Raw genomic sequence first — 20,159 nt, forward strand, 5'->3', positions numbered from 1 at the left:
GGCAAACACTCCTGCAAGAAGGGCGGGATTGGCTGACTTGACGCTGCGCGTTGATGAACACCGTGGCAGCGGCGCGACAGATCATCGCAACAATCGTGACGAAATCTCGGCGGCGTAATTACAAATGAGTAATGCGCGCGGTTTCGCGTGACGACCTTCGTCTACCGACGTTAGTCTAGTTCACGATGCGATCTCTGTGATGTGCGGAGCGGTCGTCGCAGGGAGCTCGCAGCGCAGTTGCGATTGGCGACAATGGATTGCTTCCGCCTTAGCCCGAAGGCCGCGAAGCATGCTCAAAGTCCCTTGATGATCCCCGCGTCGATCAACAGGCGGTTGAAGCGGCGCGCTTCTGCGCCGTCCTTGCAGGAATAGAATGCGCCGTTGCAGCGAAGCATGATTGCCTTCTGCTCCTCGAACGACGGATCGAGCGGAATGCCGGCAGCTTCCTGAATCACCAGCGGCAGATACGCCGCGTCGATCGTGTCCATCACCGCCGGGCTCTTCACAGGTTCGAAGTTGACGGCGTCGATCGCATAGTAGGTCGCGTAGTAACGCGGATCGTAATCCATCAGCTTCTTGCCGATGCCGGCCTCGTCGAGATCGGGATCGAGCAGCTGCGGCGAGAATTCCGGCTGATGATCGCCGTAACGCACGATCAGGAAAGGCTGCGCCGGAAACTTCTTCTTCAGCGCCGCGACGAAGCCGGCATAGTCGTTGGCGCTCATCGCCTGCCGGCGCAGATATTCGTCGACCGCGGGCGTGTTGCCCGGCCGCTTCCACGACGGCAGCAACTCGGGATGGAATTTGGTTTCCCAGGGGAAATGATTGGCGGCGAGATAGACGAAGGCGAACAGCGGCGTGCCTGACGTCTTCTGCTCGGCCATCAGCTTCAGCGCCTTGTCGTAGAAGAAGCTGTCGGGCTCGACATCCTTCGCATGCAGGTCATGCGCGTCATAAAAGCGCTGGATGCCGGTCGTGGTCTGGAAGTTGCGCGCGCTCATGAAGGCGCCGAACGCGGGATAGAGCGAGAGCGTGTCGTAGCCGCACCGACGCAGCGCCAACGGCAGGCCGCGCTCCACGCGTCCCGATGCGATGCGGGTGACGAAATAGGAGAACCGGCCGAACGAGCGCGAGGACAATCCCGCAAGCACGTTGTACTCGGTGAACCAGCTCGGTCCACCATTGCTCTCGGCGAGGAATTTGCGCTCGACGCCGTCATAGGACTTGAACTGGCTGCCATAGCCCGGCGGCACCTTGACGCCGGAGGCGGCGCGGATGTCGAAACTCGATTCATCATGGATCATGATGATGTTCGGCCGCCGCCCGGCGGGATGGCAGGCATCGACCAGGGGCATCTTGAGCTGATCGCTCGCGGTCGGATCCGACTCCATGAAGCCATAGGCGACGAAATCGGATACCGCGGTCACGCCGGAGCGCGCGAACTTCGAGAGGTAACCGTCGTCGTAATAGCCGCGCCAGGCCTCGTCCGGCCAGGCGAAGGCATAGCCCGAGAGCGCTGCGGTGCAGGCGAGGCAGGCCGCCGCAGCCGGCAGGCGGCGGATGCGGAACGGATCGAGCCACCACAGCGCGTACATCAGGGGCAGCGTGACGAGGCCGGCGCCGATGATCGACCAGCGCAGGCTCGGGAAGATCGTCAGCAGGAACGCCGCGGTGTCGCGGTCGATCACCATCAGGTCGACGAAGTTCGCGGTCATCTGCACCACGTCGTGCTTGAACCGCGACAGCAGCACCAAGACCACGACCAGCGTCAGCGACAGAGCGCCCGACAGCGCCGGCCGGCGCAGCAGCGCGACGAACAGGAAGTTCAGGATTCCCCAGGAGAGCAGGAAGCAAAGCCGCGAGCCGAAATCGGTCTCGGTGCGCAGCATCAGGATCAGCGCGCCGAAATGCGGTGCCGCGACCGCCATCAACCGCCAGATGCCAAGCGCGGCAAGACCGCCGGCCAGTGCGGCAACGGAGGAGTTTTGCTGAGGCGCGGGCGCCATGGGCGGGACGCAATACAACCCGGCGCAATGCCACCGCCTTGACTGGCAACGGCCAGGAGGCATGCGGCACAGCCGGTGTCTGGACCGCGTCACAAAACCGTAATTGAATCGTCATGAACGCGCAATGAATTTGCCTGCCCAGGCCTGGCCGCGGCAAGTAGCGCGCGTGCGTTAAACCTTGGCGGCGGGCGCGGCGTGGCTCGCGATACCGGCGATGAAGAGATCGACGATGTCGGCAGCCATCTGCTCGACCTCCGCATCGCCGACACCCCAGCGCGGCAAATGGCCGTCGATGTGCATCCGCGCGAAGCCATAGACCAGCGCGCGGCCGGCGATCTGGACCTGCCTGAGGTCGCGCGTCCCGAGTTGGCCGGCTGAAAATGCCTCCGCCAGCGTGCGCTCGGTCAGGCCGATCAACTCGGCATTGTCGCCGGAGACGGCGGCCGAGCGGTCGTGGTCGAAGAAGCGGCGGCTGGAGATGATCTCGAAATGGGTCGGGTTCTTCATCGTCCAGCGCAGATAGGCGATCCCGAGATAGCGGAAGCGGCCGAGTGGATCGCCTGACGGCGCCTCGGCCAGCGCCGCCTCGATCTCGGCGCGAAAGCGGCGTTGCGCCTCCTCCGCCACCGCATTCATCAGGGCGTCTCGGCTCGGGAAATGCCGGAACGGCGCGCCCGGCGAGACCCCAGCGCGGCGCGCGGCCTCGCGCACGCTGACCGCCTCCGGCCCGCCCTCGCCGACCAGTTGCATGGCGGCATCGATCAGGACCCGGCGGAGGTCGCCGTGGTGGTACGGCCTGGCCACCTGCGCCCGCGTCGCGACCGGACGCGGCTTGGCGGGCCGGCGGAGGGTGGGCGGGCTTTTGGCGGGGCGGCGCATGGCGATCCTCTAGCATCACCCGCTTGTGAATGTAAGCGATGATTACACAGATTGACCGCGCGCGGGCACGAAATGTAACTGGTGATTACATAAATGGGAGGCGGGATATGGCGACGCATCGCAACTGGTTCGAGGGCTGGCGGCTGTTTGGCCTGCTCACGCTCACCCTGATCGGGCTTTCGATCTGGATCGCCGCGATGCGGCAGTCCGAGGTCGAGGGCGTTCGGATGGTGATCCGTTTCACGGCGCGGACCTCGCTTTTGTTCTTCTGCCTCGCCTTCTCGGCGGCGGCGCTGGCGCGGCTGTGGCCGAACGCCTGGACGCACTGGCAGCGCCGCAACCGCCGTTATTTGGGCGTCACCTTCGCGGCCTCGCACGCCATCCATGCGGTCGCGATCGCAGCCTTCGCGACGCTCGATCCACCCGGCTTTGCGGCCGTGACCTCGATCGTCTCCTACGTCTTCGGCGGTATCGGCTATCTCGCCATCATCGCGCTGACCGCGACTTCGTTCGATCGCACGGCTGCACTGCTCGGCCCGCGCGCCTGGCGCAGGCTGCATCCGATCGGCGGCTATTATCTGCTGCTGCAGTTCATGGTCTCGTTCGGCAAGCGGATTCCCGAGATGCCACTCTACGCGCTATTCCTCGTGCCGCTCGCTGCGGTGTTCGCGCTCAGGATGATCAGCATGGCCGGCCGGCCCGCGCCGCGTCAGGCACAGGCGAGCTGAGATCAAGCCGCCTCACACCAGGTGAAACTTGCGGCCAAGCTGGCGATGAACCGACAGCACCGCACGATCGACGTCGCTGATCAGGCTGTCGCCGAGCACGACGTTCGGAATCTCCCAGTTGCGTCCGATCTGCGCATCGGGCAGCGCGGCGATCGCCGGCACGCGCGCGGTTTCGCAGCCGGGTTGGGCGCGCAGCGCCTCCTCGGCAAGCTGGGTCAATTCGTCCTGGCTTTTTCCATCAGTCATGACCTCGGTCCTGACTCCGGAAGATGGCTCACTGATGGCCAAGATTCTCCAGTTCCTTAGCGCGGGCTTCGGTCATGCTGCGCATGCATTCGCCGGCATCGAGCCGGGCGATAGTGCCCTCGCCGAGGTCGTAATACAGGCAGTTGGCATCACGATACTGGATCCATAGCCGCTGCGCGGTGCGCAGCTGTTCGCGCTGCTTGTCGTCGGCGACATCCTTCAACGCCTTCTGGTAGGCGACGTTCATCCGCTTGTCCCACTGCGCGGTCTTGGCCTTGAGGCATTCGACCATCTGGTAGGTGCCGCCGTCGCAGGATGGCTCGCCAACGCTCTGATCGCCGGCGCGGGCAACCGGCGCGGTGAAGGCGATGGAGGCGGCCGTCAGAACGGCCATGAGCCTGCACGCGCCTGTCGTGACAGCCGATGTCATGCCACTTTCCCTGTTCGATCGATCCTGTCGTCGCAGCATACATGAGTGCCGCCGCCATGCATCCCGTCCACCGCCGGCCGCGCCGCGGCTGGCCTTCCCGGTCCGCGCAGGATATTTCATTAGCATGGAGGGACCATGCGGCGCGCCGTGACGCCTGTGATCGTCTTGGCGGCGTTCGGCCTGCTTGTCGGTGGGCTGTTTCGCTACGCCTTCGATGAGTCCGACGAGGCCTCCGTCTCGAATTATGTGCGCAGCGCCCTCGACGGCGCAGCCCTCACGGTGATCGTCTGGGCGACGCATCTCTATCTGGCCGCACGTGGTGGCTGGCTGCGCCGGCAATCACTCATCGTCGAGCTGATCGGCCGCTCTGTGATCCTCGCCGTCATCGTTGCGGCCGCCGCGATCATGCTGGAAATCGTGCTTTACGGGCATGGGCTCGAAGCCAAGTGGATGCGCGAAACCTTCCTGAAGATCATTGGCGTCGGCCTGCTGCTGTCGATCCCGATCACGACGATCTACGAGTTGGTCCGGATGATCGGCGGGCATACGCTGCTCAGCATCGTGCTCGGACGCTATCGGCAGCCGGTGCGCGAGGAGCGCGTGCTGCTGTTCCTCGACCTGATCGGCTCGACGACGCTAGCGGAATCGATGGGCGAGCTGCGCGTGCAGGAATTGCTGACGCGATTCTTCTTCGACATCGACGAGCCGATCGTGTCGCACGGCGGCGAAGTCCACGCCTATGTCGGCGACGAAGTGATTGTGACATGGCCGGTCAATGCCGACGGACGTTCGCGGCGGTATCTCGATTGCGTGTTCGCGATCGAGGATCGCCTCGCCAAGCGGGCCGATCAATATCGCAAGGAGTTCGGCGTGGTGCCCGCGTTTCGGGCCGGGATGCATGCCGGTCCGGTCGTCATCGCGGAATGCGGGGACTCGCGGCGGCAGATCGCCTATTTCGGCGACACCGTGAACGTCACGGCGCGGTTGCAGGCGCATTGCAAGGAGGCCGGCCGTCCCGTGCTGGTATCGGGCAATCTGCTCCGCCTGCTGCCGCCGGACCGGGATTTAGTCGTCGAGCCGCTCGGCTCGACGCAATTGCGCGGACGTGCCGCGTCGATAGACATCTTTTCCGTCGCGCGGCGCGTATCGTCCTAAACAATCTCTTAAAATGCATCGGCATCAGCTTCCGCCGAGCCGAAAGCGCGCATTGAATCGAGTCCGGTCGCAGCCTGTTAAGGATGCGACGCACACCGTATTTGCACCGGGTTCCACCTTAACGCGGGTGTAAGACCGCGCCCCGCATGGTGCGCAAGCAGGTGTCATTCAACAAAAACAAGGTTGCCCATCGATGGCGCAACAGGCGTCACAATCGATTATTGCCGAACTCGAGGATGCGGTCCGGGACGGGACATCGGCCAAGCGCGTGCAGACGCTGCGGCAGGTCACCGATCTGTTCCTGAACGACGGCGACCGCCTCAACGATGAACAGGTCAAGGTGTTCGACGACGTGCTCTGCCTCTTGGTTGCGCGCGTCGAGACCCGTGCGCGGGCCGAGCTCAGCAAGCGGCTCGCACCGCTCGACTATGCGCCGTTTGAGGTGATTCAGCACCTCGCCTGGGACGACGATATCAGCGTCGCCGGCGACGTACTGACCCACTCCAGCCGCCTCACGAACGAGGCGCTGCGCGAGATCGCGAGCAGCAAGGGCCAGGACCACCTGTTCGCGATCTCCGCGCGGGAAAACCTGCCGCCTTCTGTCACCGACGTGATCATCGACCGCGGCGAGGACAAGGTGATCCGGCGTCTCGCCAAGAACGCCGGCGCGCAGTTCTCCGACAACGGCTATTCCAGCATCGTCGCCCGCGCCGAAGGCGACGACGAGCTGGTCGAGATCCTCGGGCTGCGCATCGACATTCCGGCCAAGCTGCTGCGCGACCTGCTGCAGCGCGCCAAGGATACGGTGCGCGCCCGCCTGCTCTCGATCGCGTCGCCCAGGGCGCGCGAAGAGATCAGCCAGGTGCTGAACGACATCGCCCAGGAAGAGGCCGCGGCGCCGCGCCGCAACTACGGCATCGCCGAAGAGCTGGTCAAGCTGATGAAGCAGCTGAACGAGCTCGACGATGCGGCCGTCTACAAGTTCGCCGAAGAGGGCAAGCTCGACGAGGTCACGGTCGCGCTCGCCGTGCTCAACGACATGCCGATCGCGATGATCGAACGCCTGATGCTCGGCCTTCGCTCCGACCTGATCCTGATCCCGTGCCGCTCGGCGCGGCTCAACTGGCCGACGGTCGAAAGCATCCTGCGCAAGCGGCCGCTGCCGCTGCCACTCGACAATGCGACGCTCGAGATCGCGCAGCGCGATTACCGCCGGCTCTCGCTTGAAACCGCGCAGCGCACGGTGCGGTTCTGGCAGCTGCACAACAGGATCGAGAAGCAGCCGATGGCGGCCGGCTAGCGGCCGCTGCGCCATTGTGAAAAAGAAAAGGGTGGGCAACGCGCCCACCCTTTTTACTTTTGGCGTGCAGGGCAAGCGAACCGCTCTCGCCCTGCAATCTCTTAGTTCTTGCTCTTGTCGACCAGCGCGCCCTTCTTGATCCAGGGCATCATGTCGCGCAGCTTGGCGCCGACTTCCTCGATCGGGTGCGCGGCGAGCTTGGCGCGGGTCGCCTTGAACGAGGTCTGGTTGACCTTGTTCTCCAGCATCCAGTCGCGGGCGAACTTGCCGCCCTGGATGTCGGCGAGCACGCGCTTCATCTCCGCCTTGGTCTCGGCCGTGACGATGCGCGGACCGGTGACATACTCGCCGTATTCGGCGGTGTTGGAGATCGAGTAGTTCATGTTGGCGATGCCGCCTTCATAGATCAGGTCGACGATCAGCTTCACTTCGTGCAGGCACTCGAAATAGGCCATCTCGGGCGCGTAGCCGGCCTCGACCAGGGTTTCGTAGCCGCCCTTGATCAGCTCGACCAGGCCGCCGCAGAGCACCACCTGCTCGCCGAACAGGTCGGTCTCGCACTCTTCCTTGAAGGTGGTCTCGATGATGCCGGCGCGGCCGCCGCCGATCGCCGAGGCATAGCTGAGGCCGAGGTCATGGGCGTTGCCCGACGAGTCCTTGGCGATCGCGATCAGGCAGGGCACGCCGCCGCCGCGCTGATATTCCGAGCGCACAGTGTGGCCGGGGCCCTTCGGCGCGATCATCAGCACGTCGAGGTCGGCGCGCGGATCGAGCAGGTTGAAGTGCACGTTGAGACCGTGAGCGAACACGAGCGCTGCGCCCTTCTTCATGTTGTCGTGCAGGTGCTCGCGATAGATGTCGCCCTGCAGTTCGTCCGGGGTCAGCATCATGACGAGGTCGGCCCACTTGGCGGCTTCGGCGACTTCCATCACCTTGAAGCCGGCGTTCTCGGCCTTCTTGGCCGAGGCCGAACCCTTGCGCAACGCAATCGCCACTTCCTTGACGCCTGAATCCTTCAGGTTCAGCGCGTGGGCGTGGCCCTGGCTGCCATAGCCGACGATGGCGACCTTTTTGCCCTTGATCAGGTTCAGGTCGGCATCGCGATCGTAGTAAACTCGCATCGTGGTTTCCTCGTTTGAAGGGGGCCAAAATCGGCCGATGAATCAGGCTTTCGGAAGGTCAGAACCGCCGGGCGCCCGCGAATTTCCGGCGTTGTCTAGAGCATTTTCCCCCTCAGGGGAAACCCTCATCTCGCATGGCGCGGTGCGGCATCATGCGTCCATGAAGACCGGGTAGAGCGAGGCCAGCAGCAGGATGGCCATCACCACATTGAAGGCGCGGATCGCCCGGGGCGAGGTCAGGATCGGCCGCAAGGCGGTCCCGAACAGCGCCCAGACGACGCAGGACACCGTGCCCAGGACAAGGCTCAGGCCGACCTGGATCGCGATGTTCCAGGGAAAAGCGGCAATCGCCGCATAGGCCGTGATGGTGCCGATCACCATCACCCAGCCCTTGGCATTGATCCACTGGAACATGGCGGCGCCCCAGAACGTCATCGGGCCGCGGCCGCCCCTGTCGTCCTTGTCCGCCGAGGGCGGCTCGGCCATGGCGATGACGGCTGCGAGATAGATCAGGTAGGCGACGCCGCCATATTTCAGAATCGTCTGCAGCGCCGGATAGGCGATGAAGACGGTCCCCAGCCCGACGCCGACCGCGCCGACCATGAAGGCGAAGCCGACCGTGATGCCGGCCATATGGGGCACCGTACGGCGGAAGCCGTAGGTCAGCCCCGACGACAGCAGCATGATGTTGTTGGGGCCCGGCGTGAAGAACATCACGACGGCGAACACGACAAAGGCAAACAGCAGCGAATTCGACATGGCGCCCTCACGCGACTTTCGGCAGAGCTTTTGGCCGCTTCGACAGCAGCATCACGGCGATGCCGGCGATCACGGTGACCATGCCGGCCAGCCGCAGCGGCCCGAATGTCTCGCCGAACACGATGCTCGACGCGGCGGAGCCGACGAACGGCACCAGCAGCGCGAACGGCACCACTTGCGCCGCCGGATAATCCCGCAGCAGCCGGCCCCACAGCCAGTAGGCGATGCTGGTCGAGATGCCGCCGAGGCAGAGCATGCAGACGAGCCCGGCCAGCGACATATGGGTCAGCGCATGCCAGGTCGGCTGAGGGCCGTTCGTGATCAAGGTCAGGACCGCAAGCGGCACCGCGGCGGATAGGCACAGCCAGGCGAACAGATCGAACATCGGCGCGCCGTTCGCCTGCCGCAGCAGAAGATTGCCGATCGCGAAGCTGATCGGGCAGATCATGATGATCGCAAATGCGGCGACGCTGAAGTCGTAGCCGACCGTCCCGCAGATCATCAGCAGGCCGAGCGCGGCGATCGCGATGCCGATCGCCTGGGTCCGCGTCGGGATTTCCCCGAAAGCCACGGCGGCGAAGGCGATGGTGAACAGCGCCTGGCTCTGCACGATCACGCTGGAAAGCCCGACCGGAACGCCATGCGCGATCGCAAAGGCCTGTGCGAGGAACTGGCCGAGGAACAGCGTGGCGCTGATCGCGATCAGAAGCGGCCAGGAAACGCGGGGTTTGCGCAGGAACAGGCACGGCAGCGCGGCGATGGCGAAGCGCAGCGTCGTCATCAGTTCCGGCGAGAACTCATCGAGAGCGATCCGGCTTGCGACGAACGCAAGCCCCCAGATCACCGCGACCATGACGGCGATGCCAACATCGGCCGGCTTCATTGTTGTTCTTCTTTTGCTTCCGTTTCGGTCGGGATCTAGATCTGTTCGTCGGGCTTCGGTTTGCGCAGCAGATAGGTGCCGTGCAGCGGCGCGTGGTAATCAACGGAGACCAGCGTGAAACCGGTCTCGGTCAGCATGCGCTCCATCACCCAGCCGAAGGTCGAGTATTCGTCGCGCATATGGGTGATCACGCTTTCGCGCTCGAAACCGTGATTCTTGATCGAGAAGTCGGCCCAACCTTCGACATCGCGATCGACACCGTCGGGCATGCCGACGAACACCATGTCGCGCAGATAGAAGTTCGCGCCGGGCTTCAACGCGTTGAAGATTCGCGACAGCGCCACTGCCTTCCAGAAGTCCGGCAGATGGTGCAGCGTGAACTCGCTGACGATGAGGTCGTAGGAATTCGGCTGGTAGGCGAACGACAGCAGGCCGGCCGGCTGGGTCCGGATCTTCGCCTTGCGGTCGCGCGCATAGATTTCGGCAAGCCCGATCATCGCCGGCGAGATGTCGATGGCGTCGACCTCGGCCCCCATCAACGCCGCCTCGGTGGCCAGCACGCCGTTGCCACAGCCGATATCGGCGATCCGCCAGCCCGGCTTGACGCCGAGCATGGTCAGCGCCTGGCGGGCACGGACATCGCTGTCCTCGCTGACGTCATAGATCGAGGCCACCGCGGTATCGAGACCGACCTGCCGCCGTTGCGTGTAGTACCAGTCGCGCGCCAACATGACTCACATCCCTTCCGGCCCACGCGTGATCGCGGCCACCCCGGTTCGTGACACCTCGACCAGGCCCAGCGGACGCATCAGGTCGATGAACTGACTGATCTTGGACGAATTGCCCGTGATCTCGAACACGAAGCTCTCGGTCGTGGCGTCGATCACCCGGGCGCGGAACGCGTCCGCCAGCCGCAGCGCCTCGACGCGGTGATCGCCACCGCCCCGCACCTTGACCATCGCAAGCTCGCGCTCGATCGAGCTGCCGGTCAGCGTCATGTCGACGACGCGGTAGACCGGGATCATGCGGTCGAGCTGATGCTTGATCTGCTGGATCACCATCGGCGTTCCGGTGGTGACGATCGTGATCCGCGAGAGATGTTTCTGGCTCTCGGTCTCCGAGACGGTGAGACTCTCGATGTTGTAGCCGCGGCCGGAGAACAGGCCGATCACGCGCGCGAGCACGCCGGGCTCGTTCTGCACGAGCACGGACAAAGTGTGCGTCTCGTTGGGATCGTGACGCTCTTCGAGGAAGTAGGCGGATGCGGGCTGGTTCATGGTCGTCCCCTTACATTCTGTTCACGCCACCGCCCGCTCGGCGGCCGGCGCAGCATCCGTTCCGATCCAGGTCCGGAACAGATCGAAATCGATATTGCCGCCGCTCAGGATCAGGCCGACCCGCTTGCCGGCGAGCCTGTTCTTTTCCTGCAGCGCGGCCGCGAGCGCCGCAGCGCCCGCGCCCTCGGCGAGATTGTGGGTGTCGGTCCAGTAGGCGCGGATCGCCTGCCCGACCTCGTCGTCGCTGACCTGCACGATGCGGGAGGCGCCCTTCTGGATCAGTGCGAACGCATCCGCGTCCGGAATCCGCGTCGCCATGCCGTCGGCAAGGGTGTTGCTGGTCTCGGTGGTGACGATCTTTCCGGCCGCAAACGACAGCGCGTAGGACGGCGCCTCGGTCGACTGTACGCCGACGATCTCGGTCTTCAGCCCAAGCAGGTCGCGCGCCATGATGCAGCCGCAGATGCCGGAGCCCTGCCCGATCGGCACATAGAGAATGTCGAGTTCGGGCGCGGTACGGAACAGCTCGAGCGCGTAGGTCGCGACACCCAGCACGAGGTCCGGGTGGAACGACGGCACCATGTGCAGGCCGGCGAATTGGGCGCGGCGCTCGGCCTCTTCCCGCGCGGCCTGGAAGTCGTCGCCGTGCTCGACGAGCTCGGCCCCGAACGCGTGCATGGCGCGGTTCTTCTCGACCGAGTTGCCGCGCGGCACGTAGATTGTCGCCGGCACACCGTGACGCCCTGCCGCGAACGCCAGGCTCTGGCCGTGATTGCCGCGCGTCGCCGAAATGATGCCGGGCACATCGGCGCGCTCGCGCTTCAGCCGCGCGAGATAGACCAGGCCGCCGCGCACCTTGAAGGCGCCGGTCGGCGTGTGGTTCTCATGCTTGACCACGACCTCGGTGCCGAGCCGCTCGGCCAGCAGCGGCCAGGCGTGCGCCGGCGTCGCCGGCACTGCGGTGCCGACGATCCGGTACGCGCGCTCGAGCTCGTTGAGGTCAAACATGGAAGCCGCCCTCACCTCACACCAGCGCCTTGCCACCGGAGAAGGCCTTCGCGGTGGCCTCATCGGTCGCCTCTTCCGGCAGCAGCATCTCGTTATGCGCCTTGCCCGACGGGATCATCGGGAAGCAATTCTCCAGCGCGGCGACGCGGCAATCGAACAGCACCGGGCGCTTGATCGAGATCATCTCCTTGATCGCGCCGTCGAGATCGGACGGCTTGGTCGCCTGCAGGCCGACGCAGCCATAGGCGTCGGCGAGCTTGACGAAGTCCGGCAGCGCCTCGGAGTAGGAATGCGACAGGCGGTTGCCGTGCAGCAGCTGCTGCCATTGCCGCACCATGCCCATGTACTGGTTGTTCAGGATGAAGATCTTGATCGGCAGCTCGAACTGGACCGCCGTCGACATCTCCTGGATCGTCATCTGCACCGAGGCGTCGCCGGCGATGTCGATCACCAGGCTGTCCGGATGCGCCACCTGCACGCCGACCGCGGCCGGCAGGCCGTAGCCCATGGTGCCGAGACCGCCCGAGGTCATCCAGCGATGCGGCTCCTCGAAGCCGAAGAACTGCGCGGCCCACATCTGGTGCTGACCGACCTCGGTCGTGATGTAGGTGTCCTTGCCGCGGGTCAGCTCGAACAGGCGCTGGATCGCGTATTGCGGCAGGATGATATCGTTGTTCTTGCGGTAGGACAGCGAGTTTCGCGCGCGCCATTGCGCGATCTGCTGCCACCACGACTTGATGTCCGGCTTCTTGGCTTCCGCCTTGAACACCTGCAGCAAATCGCCAAGCACGTTGCCGGCGTCGCCGATGATCGGCACGTCGACGCGGATGTTCTTGTTGATCGAGGACGGATCGATGTCGATGTGGATCTTCTTCGAGCCCGGCGAGAACGCGTCGGTACGGCCGGTGATGCGGTCGTCGAAGCGCGCGCCGACGCACAGCATGACGTCGCAATCATGCATCGTCATGTTGGCCTCATAGGTGCCGTGCATGCCCAGCATGCCGAGCCAGTTCGGGCCCGAGGCGGGATAGGCGCCCAGCCCCATCAGGGTCGAGGTGATCGGAAAGCCGGTCGCCTCCACCAGCTGGCGCAGCAGTCTCGAGGCCTCGGGACCCGAATTGATCACGCCGCCGCCGGAATAGATCACTGGACGCTTTGCGTTGGCGAGCAGCGCCACCGCCTTGCGGATCTGGGTCGCGTCGCCCTTGACGCGCGGCGTGTAGGAGATGTGCACGTCCGACTTGCGCGGCGGATGGTAGGTGCCGGTCGCGAACTGCACGTCCTTCGGCACGTCGACCACGACCGGGCCGGGCCGGCCGGTGGTGGCGACATAGAAGGCCTCGTGCAGCACCCTGGCGAGGTCGTTGACGTCGCGGACCAGCCAATTGTGCTTGGTGGCGGGCCGCGTGATGCCGACCGTGTCGCACTCCTGGAAGGCGTCGTTGCCGATCAGGTGGGTCGGCACCTGGCCGGTGATGCAGACCAGCGGGATCGAATCCATCAGCGCGTCGGTCAGCGGCGTCACCATGTTGGTGGCGCCGGGGCCTGACGTCACCAGCACGACGCCGGGCTTGCCGGTCGAGCGCGCATAGCCTTCTGCGGCATGGCCGGCGCCCTGCTCGTGACGGACCAGAATGTGCTCGACCTCGCTCTGCTGGAAGATCTCATCGTAGATCGGAAGCACCGCACCGCCGGGATAGCCGAAGACATGCTGCACGCCGTGATCGATGAGCGCGCGCACGATCATCGCGGCGCCGGTCATCTGATTGGGATCGTGGCTCTTGTCGGTCATGGTTCGCTCCGGATGCGCTTGTTTTTGCGCGGCTTTTGTCAGTTCTCGTCAGTTCGGCTTCGGGCAATAAAAAGGGGCCCCAGAGGCCCCATGCACACCGCCCGAATTTGGATGGCCGCTAGCCATCCCCGGCGGTGTGCCTGGGTACGACGGCGATAAGCAGTTTGGTAATAATGTTGCGCACGAGACGACCCAGTCTTCCCAAAGGTTGCGCGAACATAGCGGCCAAAGCCTGAATGTCAAGGCAAGGCAAGCATTTTCGCGATTTCCGTACTCTACCGGGGTTCCGCTCGTTCGGCGAGCGTTTTTGCGTGACGAAACGCGCATGGCAGACGGGCGTGCGGCCGGTAAGCCGTAGCCCGGATGGAGCGAAGCGAAATCCGGGGCCGATGCCCCCCGGGGAAAGGCCCCGGATTTCGCTGCGCTCCATCCGGGCTACGGGATCCGCTCCTGTAGCCACGCCTTCGCCGCGTCCGGCGCCACCCATTCGAATTCCGGGAGCTGATGGCGAAACCAGGTGAACTGGCGCTTCGCATAATGGCGGGTGTCGGCCCGGCCGATCTCAGCCGCCTGCTCGCGGCGGATCTCTCCCCTCAGGTGCCGGATCAGCGCCGGCACCCCATGGGCCTTCATCGCCGGCAGCAGCGGATCGAGCCCACGCGCCGCCAGCGCCGCGACCTCGTCGAGCGCGCCGGTATCGAGCATGACACCGAACCGGGCGTCGATCCGTGCATAGAGCGTCTCGCGCGCCGGCGCGAGAAACAGCGCATGAAAATCGCCCGGCGGCAGCAGTGGCGGCAGGCCCTCGCGATGCCAGTCCGGCAGCGGGCGGCCGGTGGCCTCGACCACCTCGAGCGCGCGCGCGATGCGGGTGCGGTCGCGCGGCTTCAGCCGCTCGGCCGACACCGGGTCGCGCGCTGCAAGCTCGGCATGCAGTGCCTCGACGCCGTGCTGCTCGAGCCGTGCGCGCACACCATCGCGCACATCAGCCGGGATCGGCGGCACCGCCGACAAGCCGCGCGTCAACGCCTTGAAATAGAGGCCCGAGCCGCCGATGAAGATCGGCAGCCGTCCCTGCTCACGCGCCTCACTAAGTCCCTTCGCCGCATCGGCCACCCAAGCGCCAGCGGAGAAATTCACGCCGGCGTCGACATGGCCATAGAGCCGGTGCGGAACCAGCGCCTCTTCGCCTGCGGTCGGCCGCGCGGTGATGATCCGGAGGTCACGATAGACCTGCATGGAGTCGGTGTTGATCACGACCCCGCCGGTCCGCTGCGCGAGTTCGAGCGCCAGCGCCGACTTGCCGCTGGCGGTCGGCCCTGCGATAAGCACTGCCTTGTTCAACAATCCCGAATGCGCCTGCATGTCCCTCGTTGCCACGCTGATCTGCAATCCTGCAAGCCCCGCGCTCGACTCCACCATCGTCGACGGTGCGCGGGCCGTGCTGCCCTCACCCGGCCCGGCGCAGTGGCTATTCAACGAAGTCGCTGCCGACATTCCGTTCGAAAGCGAGGATAGCAGCAGGGACGGTATCAAGGCGATCGAGGAACGCCTTCGCCAGGCCCGCGGCGACCTGCCGATCGACATTGTCGTGCAGCCTCGGATCGCCCGGCGCAAGAAGCTTTTTCTGGCCGACATGGATTCCACCATGATCGGCCAGGAGTGCATCGACGAGCTCGCCGACTTCGCCGGGCTCAAGGCCCATGTCGCTGCTATCACCGAGCGCGCGATGCGCGGCGAGATCGAGTTCGAGTCCGCGCTGCGCGAACGGGTGGTGCTGCTCAAGGGCCTGCCGGTCAGCGTGGTCGACGAGGTGCTCGACAAGCGCATCACGCTGACGCCGGGCGGCCGCGAACTGGTCATGACCATGCGCGCGCACGGCGCCTATACCTGCCTGATCTCGGGCGGCTTCACCTTGTTCACCAAGGTGGTTGCGGCGAAGGTCGGCTTTCAGGAGAATCGCGCCAACCAGCTGCAGGTCGCGGACGGCAAGCTGACCGGTGAGGTGGTCGAGCCGATCCTCGGCCGCGCCACCAAGCTCGCCACCTTGATCGAGCTCACCGAGTCCTTCGATCTCGACGAGATCGACACCCTGGTGGTGGGCGACGGCGCCAACGATCTCGGCATGATCCAGGCTGCGGGCCTCGGCGTAGCCTATCACGCCAAGCCGGCGGTCGCGGCCGCGGCCGCGGTCCGGATCGACCACGGCGATCTCACCGCGCTGCTGTACGCGCAGGGCTACCGGCGGCATGAGTTCGTCGGATAGGTGACGGGAAGTCATTCCGGGGCGGTCCGGAGGACCGAACCCGGAATCTCGAGGTTCCCAGGGCGCAACTGCGCCCCCGAGGTTCGATGCTTGGCATCGCCCCGGAACGACGCCTTGATCGCTACTGCACGCCGAGCGCGACGAAGCGCAGTTCGCCGTCGCCGTTCGAGACCAGCAGCAGCACCGACTTCTTGCCGTCCTTCTTAAGCTGATCGACGCGCTTCTTGATGTCAGCGGCGCTCGACACCGCCTCCTGCGCCACCTCGACGATGACATCGCCCGCCGACAGCCGCTTCTCGGCGGCATCGGAGTTGCCGTCGACGCCGGTGACGACGACGCCCTTCACGCTGTCCTTGATCTTGTACTTGGTGCGCAGGTCCTTGCTCAGCGCCGCGAGGTCGAGACCGAGCGCCTTCTGGGTCACCGGCTTCTCGGCGGTGTCGTCCTTCGACTTGGCGTTGACCTGCTGAACCTTCTCGTTGTCCTCGAGCCGGCCGAGCGTGACCTTGCGGGTCTCCTCATTGCCCTTGCGGATGACGACGACGTCGACTTCCTTGCCGACCGCGGTGTCGGCGACGATGCGCGACAGATCCTTGGGGTCCTTGACGTCCTTGCCGTCGAACTTGACGACGACGTCGCCGGGTTCGATGCCCGCCGGCTTGGCCGGCCCCTTGTCGTCGACGCCGGCAACCAGCGCGCCGCGCGCCGGCTTGATGTTGAGGCTGTCGGCGATCTCGTCGGTGACCTGCTGGATGCGCACGCCGAGCCAGCCGCGGCGCAGCTCGCCGAATTTCTGCAACTGGTCGACGACGCCGGCCACGGTCTTCGACGGCACGGCGAAGCCGAGGCCGATCGAACCGCCGGTCGGCGAGATGATCAGCGTGTTGACGCCGATCACCTCACCATCGAGGTTGAACAGCGGACCGCCGGAATTGCCGCGGTTGATGGCGGCGTCGGTCTGGATGTAGCTGTCGTACGGGCCCTGGCTGATGTCGCGGTTCTTGGCCGAGACGATGCCCGCGGTCACCGTGCCGCCGAGGCTGAACGGGTTGCCGATCGCGACCACCCAGTCGCCGAGCCGGATCTTGTCGCTGTCGCCGAATTTGACCGCGGTGAGCGGCTTCGGCGGCTTGAATTTCAGGACCGCGAGGTCGGTCTTCTTGTCGACGCCGACCAGCTCGGCCTTGATCTTGGTGCCGTCGTTGAGGATGACGTTGATCTCGTCGGCATCGGCGATGACGTGGTTGTTGGTGACGACGATGCCCGCGGTGTCGACGATGAAACCCGAGCCGAGCGAGTTGGTCTTGCGCGGCTGGAACTCACCGCTCTTGTCGCCGCCCTTGCCAGGCGGCCCGCGGCGGTTCTTGAAGAAGTCGTCGAAGAATTCCTCGAACGGCGAGCCCGGCGGCAGCTGCGGCATCGTCCGGTCCTTGGCCTCGACGGTCTGCGACGTCGAGATGTTGACGACGGCGTCGATCACCTTCTCGGCGATGTCGGCGATGCCTTCAGGACCGCGTGCGAAGGCCGGCACGGAGCTCAGCATGCTCGCAGCACCGATCGAGATCGCGGCTCCCATCATGCGGAAGCGACGGCTCAGGGCTGGTCTGGCAGCGGTCATGTCGGAGTTTCTCCAGGCAAACGGGTTCAAATGAGCTAGTTACAGAGTGCGCCCGAACGGGCACACGGCGCAAGCATCTCAGCCGGGCATTTCGGCGAAAAACCGGCTGCGAGAGGCTCACGATTATGTTCAGTCTTGCTTGTCATTCCCGCGGCAGCCCGACGGGCTGAACCCCGCGCAATTGCGCGCCTTTGGGAATCTCGTGGTTCCCCGATGCGCAATCGCGCATTGGCGGTCATGCTTCGCATGCTCCGGAACGGCGACTATCTTCGCACCACCCAGATCAGGACAAGCCCGGCGACCGCCGAGCCGATACCGACGATGCGCAGGATGTTGTCGGGTGTCGCCAGCGCGCTCTTCATCGCCCGGCGCATCCAGGCGGGGCTTGCCGCGAACAGGATGCCTTCGAGCACGAACAGGATTCCCAACCCGATGAGGAAGTCGCCGAACGCTATGGACTTCATCGGATGGCAGCCTCCCGCTCGATACTTGTTGTTTTTGGTCGGCGGCGAAGCGTCATCCGCATCGCCGCCAAGTCCTGGTGTTCAAGTCGTGACGCTACTGTTTCGGCGCGGCGGCCGCCTCGGGCAACTTGCCGTTTGCACCGCCGAAGAATCTGAAGAATTCCGAGTCCGGCCGCAACAGGAAACGCGTGTCGCTGGAACGCAGGCCGTTCTCATAGGCCGTCATCGAACGATAGAACGCGAAGAAGTCCTTGTCCTTGCCATAGGCTTCGGCGAACAGGCGGTTGCGCTCGGCGTCACCCGCACCGCGGGTCTGGTCCGCGGCCGAGTTGGCCTCGGCGACGATCACGGTCGCTTCGCGGTCGGCCTTCGAGCGGATCTCCTGCGCCTTCTGGTCGCCCTGGGCACGGAACTCGGCCGCCTCGCGCTCACGTTCGGTCTTCATGCGGTTGTAGACGGCCTGGCTGTTCTGCTCCGGCAGGTCGGCACGGCGGATGCGGACGTCGACAACCTCGATGCCGTATCCGTCCGCTTCCCTGTCGAGCTGCTCGCGAATCCGCTGCATCAGCTTCTCGCGATCGTCACGCACCACGGTGATGAAGTTGACCTCGCCGAGCACGCGGCGCAGCGCTGCGTTCAGCAGCGTGGTCAGCTGCAGATTGGCGGCCTGGATCGAGCCGACGCTGGTGTAGTAGCGCAACGCGTTCTTGATGCGATAGCGAGCGAAGGCGTCCACCACGAGCCGCTTCTGGTCGGAGGCGATCACCTCCTGCGACGGGTTTTCCAGATCGAGGATGCGTTTGTCGACGTTGATCACCGAATTCCACGGCGCCTTGAAGTGCAGACCGGGCTCGGTGACGATGTCGACCGGCTCGCCGAACCGCAAGACGATGGTCTGCTCGGTCTGCTGCACGGTGAACACCGAGCTGTAGCCGACGGCGAGCACAATGAAGAGGATGATCAGGGATACAATGCCGGTGACGGGAGACCTCATCGGGTGGCTCCCTGCTGCTGGCCGGTCGTGGCCGGTGCCGCCGGCCGCCGCGGCGTCAGTTCGCCGAGCGGAAGGTAGGGCACGATGTTCTGGCCCGGGCCGCCGTCGTAAACCAGCTTCTCGGAGCCGCCGAGCACTTTTTCCATGGTCTCCAGATAGATGCGCTCGCGCGTCACGTCGGGTGCCTTCTTGTACTCTTCATAGACTTTCAGGAAGCGTGCGCTCTGGCCCTTGGCGTCGGCGACCGCCTGCTCCTTGTAGCCTTCGGCGGCCTGCAGGATCTGCGCGGAACGACCGCGCGCCTCCGGCACGATCCGGTTGGCGTAGGTCTGTGCCTCGTTCTGCTTGCGCTCGAGGTCGGCGCGCGCCGCCTGCACGTCACGGAATGCGTCGATCACCTGCGCCGGCGGATCGACCTTCTGCATCTGCACCTGCGTGATCTGGATGCCCGCGTTGTAGGTATCGAGCGTCTTCTGCATCAGCTCCTGAACGCTCTGCTCGGTGACGTTGCGCGCCCCGGTCAGGATCGGCTGGATCTGCGAGCGACCGATCACCTCACGCATCGCGCTTTCGGCAACCGCCTTCACGGTGCCTTCGGGATTCTGGATGTTGAACAGATAGGCGCCGGCCCCGCCCGGCTTGATGCGCCACAGCACCGTGAAGTCGACGTCGACGATGTTCTCGTCACCGGTCAGCATCAGGCTCTCTTCCGGCACGTCACGCATGGTGCGGCCGCGCCGTGCGGGATCGTCGATCAGGGTCATGCCGATCGAGATCGTGTTGACGCGCAGCGCCTTCGGCAGCAGCACTGTCTCAATCGGATATGGCAGGTGGTAGCGCAGGCCGGGCTGCGCATCGCGGACATACTTGCCGAAGCGCAGCACGACGCCGAGTTCTTCGGACTGCACGCGGAAGATGCCGGTCGCGAACCAGATCGCCAGCGCGGCGACCAGCACCAGCGCGACGCCCATGCCGCTGAAATGCCCGCCGGGCAGCCACTGCTGCAGGCGGTCCTGGCCGCGCCGCAGCAGATCCTCAAGATCCGGCGGCCTTGGCCCGGCTGACTGCGGACCGGTGCCCCATGGCCCTTTCGGACCCGAGCCCCAGGGCCCCCCGCCTTGATTTTTCCACGGCATCAAACATCTCCTCGGCAAGTCCGGACGGGACGCCCGGCCTCGAATGTCCGGCCCGGTTATAGGGGACCGCTAGGGCCCTTACAACGCAAGCTTCCTG

Annotated in this window: 20 protein-coding genes; 4 read left to right on the forward strand and 16 right to left on the reverse strand. The window is 65.1% G+C overall.

Features of this window, described 5'->3' with window-relative positions:
- Positions 1–293 precede the first annotated feature (293 nt).
- On the reverse strand, positions 294–2,006 hold the full coding sequence (locus QA639_RS30880; RefSeq protein ID WP_283087952.1) for a sulfatase-like hydrolase/transferase: 1,713 nt from the start codon (positions 2,004–2,006) through the stop codon (positions 294–296).
- A gap of 171 nt (positions 2,007–2,177) precedes the next feature.
- Positions 2,178–2,885, reverse strand: a complete 708-nt coding sequence (locus QA639_RS30885) for a TetR/AcrR family transcriptional regulator (RefSeq protein ID WP_283087953.1) — start codon at positions 2,883–2,885, stop codon at positions 2,178–2,180.
- A gap of 107 nt (positions 2,886–2,992) precedes the next feature.
- On the opposite strand from QA639_RS30885, the gene QA639_RS30890 reads away from it, so the two are divergent.
- The gene (locus QA639_RS30890) at positions 2,993–3,613 is read left to right on the forward strand and encodes a hypothetical protein (RefSeq protein ID WP_283087954.1); all 621 of its coding nucleotides are present in this window, start codon (positions 2,993–2,995) and stop codon (positions 3,611–3,613) included.
- Between the two features lie 12 nt (positions 3,614–3,625).
- Here the strand turns inward: QA639_RS30890 and QA639_RS30895 are convergent, their stop codons facing one another.
- A complete protein-coding gene (locus tag QA639_RS30895; RefSeq protein ID WP_028332471.1) occupies positions 3,626–3,859 on the reverse strand; it encodes a hypothetical protein in 234 nt (77 codons plus the stop codon).
- Between the two features lie 28 nt (positions 3,860–3,887).
- A complete protein-coding gene (locus QA639_RS30900) occupies positions 3,888–4,253 on the reverse strand; it encodes a lysozyme inhibitor LprI family protein (protein ID WP_283087955.1) in 366 nt (121 codons plus the stop codon).
- 171 nt (positions 4,254–4,424) lie between these two features.
- Between QA639_RS30900 and QA639_RS30905 the strand changes: the two genes are divergently transcribed.
- Complete coding sequence (locus tag QA639_RS30905; protein WP_283087956.1) at positions 4,425–5,444, forward strand: adenylate/guanylate cyclase domain-containing protein; 1,020 nt, start codon at positions 4,425–4,427, stop codon at positions 5,442–5,444.
- Positions 5,445–5,637: 193 nt separating this feature from the next.
- Positions 5,638–6,744, forward strand: coding sequence for a DUF2336 domain-containing protein (locus QA639_RS30910; protein ID WP_283087957.1), 1,107 nt, complete (start codon positions 5,638–5,640; stop codon positions 6,742–6,744).
- Between the two features lie 101 nt (positions 6,745–6,845).
- Here QA639_RS30910 and ilvC read toward each other — a convergent pair whose 3' ends face one another.
- The 8 genes from ilvC to miaA form a co-directional block, all read right to left on the reverse strand.
- Positions 6,846–7,865 carry a ketol-acid reductoisomerase gene (ilvC, locus tag QA639_RS30915; RefSeq protein ID WP_018272993.1) on the reverse strand — a complete coding sequence of 340 codons (1,020 nt, stop codon included), beginning with the start codon at positions 7,863–7,865 and terminating at the stop codon, positions 6,846–6,848.
- Positions 7,866–8,015: 150 nt separating this feature from the next.
- Entirely contained in the window at positions 8,016–8,624 is a 609-nt protein-coding gene (locus QA639_RS30920; protein ID WP_050385435.1) for a LysE family translocator, read from the reverse strand.
- 7 nt (positions 8,625–8,631) lie between these two features.
- Positions 8,632–9,507: an EamA family transporter gene (locus QA639_RS30925; protein WP_028332476.1), complete on the reverse strand. Its 876-nt coding sequence runs from the start codon at positions 9,505–9,507 to the stop codon at positions 8,632–8,634.
- Between the two features lie 35 nt (positions 9,508–9,542).
- The gene (locus tag QA639_RS30930) at positions 9,543–10,238 is read right to left on the reverse strand and encodes a class I SAM-dependent methyltransferase (protein WP_028332477.1); all 696 of its coding nucleotides are present in this window, start codon (positions 10,236–10,238) and stop codon (positions 9,543–9,545) included.
- Between the two features lie 3 nt (positions 10,239–10,241).
- On the reverse strand, positions 10,242–10,784 hold the full coding sequence (gene ilvN, locus QA639_RS30935; protein ID WP_016841057.1) for an acetolactate synthase small subunit: 543 nt from the start codon (positions 10,782–10,784) through the stop codon (positions 10,242–10,244).
- Positions 10,785–10,805: 21 nt separating this feature from the next.
- Positions 10,806–11,792: a threonine dehydratase gene (locus QA639_RS30940; RefSeq protein ID WP_283087958.1), complete on the reverse strand. Its 987-nt coding sequence runs from the start codon at positions 11,790–11,792 to the stop codon at positions 10,806–10,808.
- Between the two features lie 16 nt (positions 11,793–11,808).
- On the reverse strand, positions 11,809–13,584 hold the full coding sequence (locus tag QA639_RS30945; RefSeq protein WP_028332479.1) for an acetolactate synthase 3 large subunit: 1,776 nt from the start codon (positions 13,582–13,584) through the stop codon (positions 11,809–11,811).
- Positions 13,585–14,019: 435 nt separating this feature from the next.
- Positions 14,020–14,949: a tRNA (adenosine(37)-N6)-dimethylallyltransferase MiaA gene (gene miaA, locus QA639_RS30950; protein WP_028332480.1), complete on the reverse strand. Its 930-nt coding sequence runs from the start codon at positions 14,947–14,949 to the stop codon at positions 14,020–14,022.
- Here miaA and serB point away from each other — a divergent pair.
- Positions 14,948–15,850: a phosphoserine phosphatase SerB gene (gene serB, locus QA639_RS30955; RefSeq protein ID WP_283087959.1), complete on the forward strand. Its 903-nt coding sequence runs from the start codon at positions 14,948–14,950 to the stop codon at positions 15,848–15,850. The two genes, miaA and serB, sit on opposite strands and share 2 nt — an antisense overlap.
- Positions 15,851–15,971: 121 nt before the next feature.
- Here serB and QA639_RS30960 read toward each other — a convergent pair whose 3' ends face one another.
- From QA639_RS30960 to hflK, 4 genes are all read right to left on the reverse strand, one after another.
- A complete protein-coding gene (locus QA639_RS30960; protein ID WP_168857168.1) occupies positions 15,972–17,468 on the reverse strand; it encodes a Do family serine endopeptidase in 1,497 nt (498 codons plus the stop codon).
- Between the two features lie 263 nt (positions 17,469–17,731).
- Positions 17,732–17,932 carry a DUF2065 domain-containing protein gene (locus tag QA639_RS30965; RefSeq protein WP_028332483.1) on the reverse strand — a complete coding sequence of 67 codons (201 nt, stop codon included), beginning with the start codon at positions 17,930–17,932 and terminating at the stop codon, positions 17,732–17,734.
- 94 nt (positions 17,933–18,026) lie between these two features.
- Positions 18,027–18,926, reverse strand: coding sequence for a protease modulator HflC (hflC, locus tag QA639_RS30970; protein ID WP_028332484.1), 900 nt, complete (start codon positions 18,924–18,926; stop codon positions 18,027–18,029).
- A complete protein-coding gene (hflK, locus tag QA639_RS30975; protein ID WP_028332485.1) occupies positions 18,923–20,062 on the reverse strand; it encodes an FtsH protease activity modulator HflK in 1,140 nt (379 codons plus the stop codon). The genes hflC and hflK overlap by 4 nt, the downstream gene beginning before the upstream one ends.
- Positions 20,063–20,159: the final 97 nt, after the last annotated feature.

It is taken from the genome of Bradyrhizobium pachyrhizi, from assembly GCF_029714545.1.
In the GTDB taxonomy this organism is placed as follows: domain Bacteria; phylum Pseudomonadota; class Alphaproteobacteria; order Rhizobiales; family Xanthobacteraceae; genus Bradyrhizobium; species Bradyrhizobium pachyrhizi.

Excerpts from the sequence above, each read along its gene's own strand:
- QA639_RS30880 (WP_283087952.1), bottom strand. The coding sequence starts at position 2,006 with ATGGCGCCCGCGCCTCAGCAAAACTCCTCCGTTGCCGCACTGGCCGGC.
- QA639_RS30885 (WP_283087953.1), bottom strand. The coding sequence starts at position 2,885 with ATGCGCCGCCCCGCCAAAAGCCCGCCCACCCTCCGCCGGCCCGCCAAG.
- QA639_RS30890 (WP_283087954.1), top strand. The coding sequence starts at position 2,993 with ATGGCGACGCATCGCAACTGGTTCGAGGGCTGGCGGCTGTTTGGCCTG.
- QA639_RS30895 (WP_028332471.1), bottom strand. The coding sequence starts at position 3,859 with ATGACTGATGGAAAAAGCCAGGACGAATTGACCCAGCTTGCCGAGGAG.
- QA639_RS30900 (WP_283087955.1), bottom strand. The coding sequence starts at position 4,253 with ATGGCCGTTCTGACGGCCGCCTCCATCGCCTTCACCGCGCCGGTTGCC.
- QA639_RS30905 (WP_283087956.1), top strand. The coding sequence starts at position 4,425 with ATGCGGCGCGCCGTGACGCCTGTGATCGTCTTGGCGGCGTTCGGCCTG.
- QA639_RS30910 (WP_283087957.1), top strand. The coding sequence starts at position 5,638 with ATGGCGCAACAGGCGTCACAATCGATTATTGCCGAACTCGAGGATGCG.
- ilvC (WP_018272993.1), bottom strand. The coding sequence starts at position 7,865 with ATGCGAGTTTACTACGATCGCGATGCCGACCTGAACCTGATCAAGGGC.
- QA639_RS30920 (WP_050385435.1), bottom strand. The coding sequence starts at position 8,624 with ATGTCGAATTCGCTGCTGTTTGCCTTTGTCGTGTTCGCCGTCGTGATG.
- QA639_RS30925 (WP_028332476.1), bottom strand. The coding sequence starts at position 9,507 with ATGAAGCCGGCCGATGTTGGCATCGCCGTCATGGTCGCGGTGATCTGG.
- QA639_RS30930 (WP_028332477.1), bottom strand. The coding sequence starts at position 10,238 with ATGTTGGCGCGCGACTGGTACTACACGCAACGGCGGCAGGTCGGTCTC.
- ilvN (WP_016841057.1), bottom strand. The coding sequence starts at position 10,784 with ATGAACCAGCCCGCATCCGCCTACTTCCTCGAAGAGCGTCACGATCCC.
- QA639_RS30940 (WP_283087958.1), bottom strand. The coding sequence starts at position 11,792 with ATGTTTGACCTCAACGAGCTCGAGCGCGCGTACCGGATCGTCGGCACC.
- QA639_RS30945 (WP_028332479.1), bottom strand. The coding sequence starts at position 13,584 with ATGACCGACAAGAGCCACGATCCCAATCAGATGACCGGCGCCGCGATG.
- serB (WP_283087959.1), top strand. The coding sequence starts at position 14,948 with ATGTCCCTCGTTGCCACGCTGATCTGCAATCCTGCAAGCCCCGCGCTC.
- miaA (WP_028332480.1), bottom strand. The coding sequence starts at position 14,949 with ATGCAGGCGCATTCGGGATTGTTGAACAAGGCAGTGCTTATCGCAGGG.
- QA639_RS30960 (WP_168857168.1), bottom strand. The coding sequence starts at position 17,468 with ATGACCGCTGCCAGACCAGCCCTGAGCCGTCGCTTCCGCATGATGGGA.
- QA639_RS30965 (WP_028332483.1), bottom strand. The coding sequence starts at position 17,932 with ATGAAGTCCATAGCGTTCGGCGACTTCCTCATCGGGTTGGGAATCCTG.
- hflC (WP_028332484.1), bottom strand. The coding sequence starts at position 18,926 with ATGAGGTCTCCCGTCACCGGCATTGTATCCCTGATCATCCTCTTCATT.
- hflK (WP_028332485.1), bottom strand. The coding sequence starts at position 20,062 with ATGCCGTGGAAAAATCAAGGCGGGGGGCCCTGGGGCTCGGGTCCGAAA.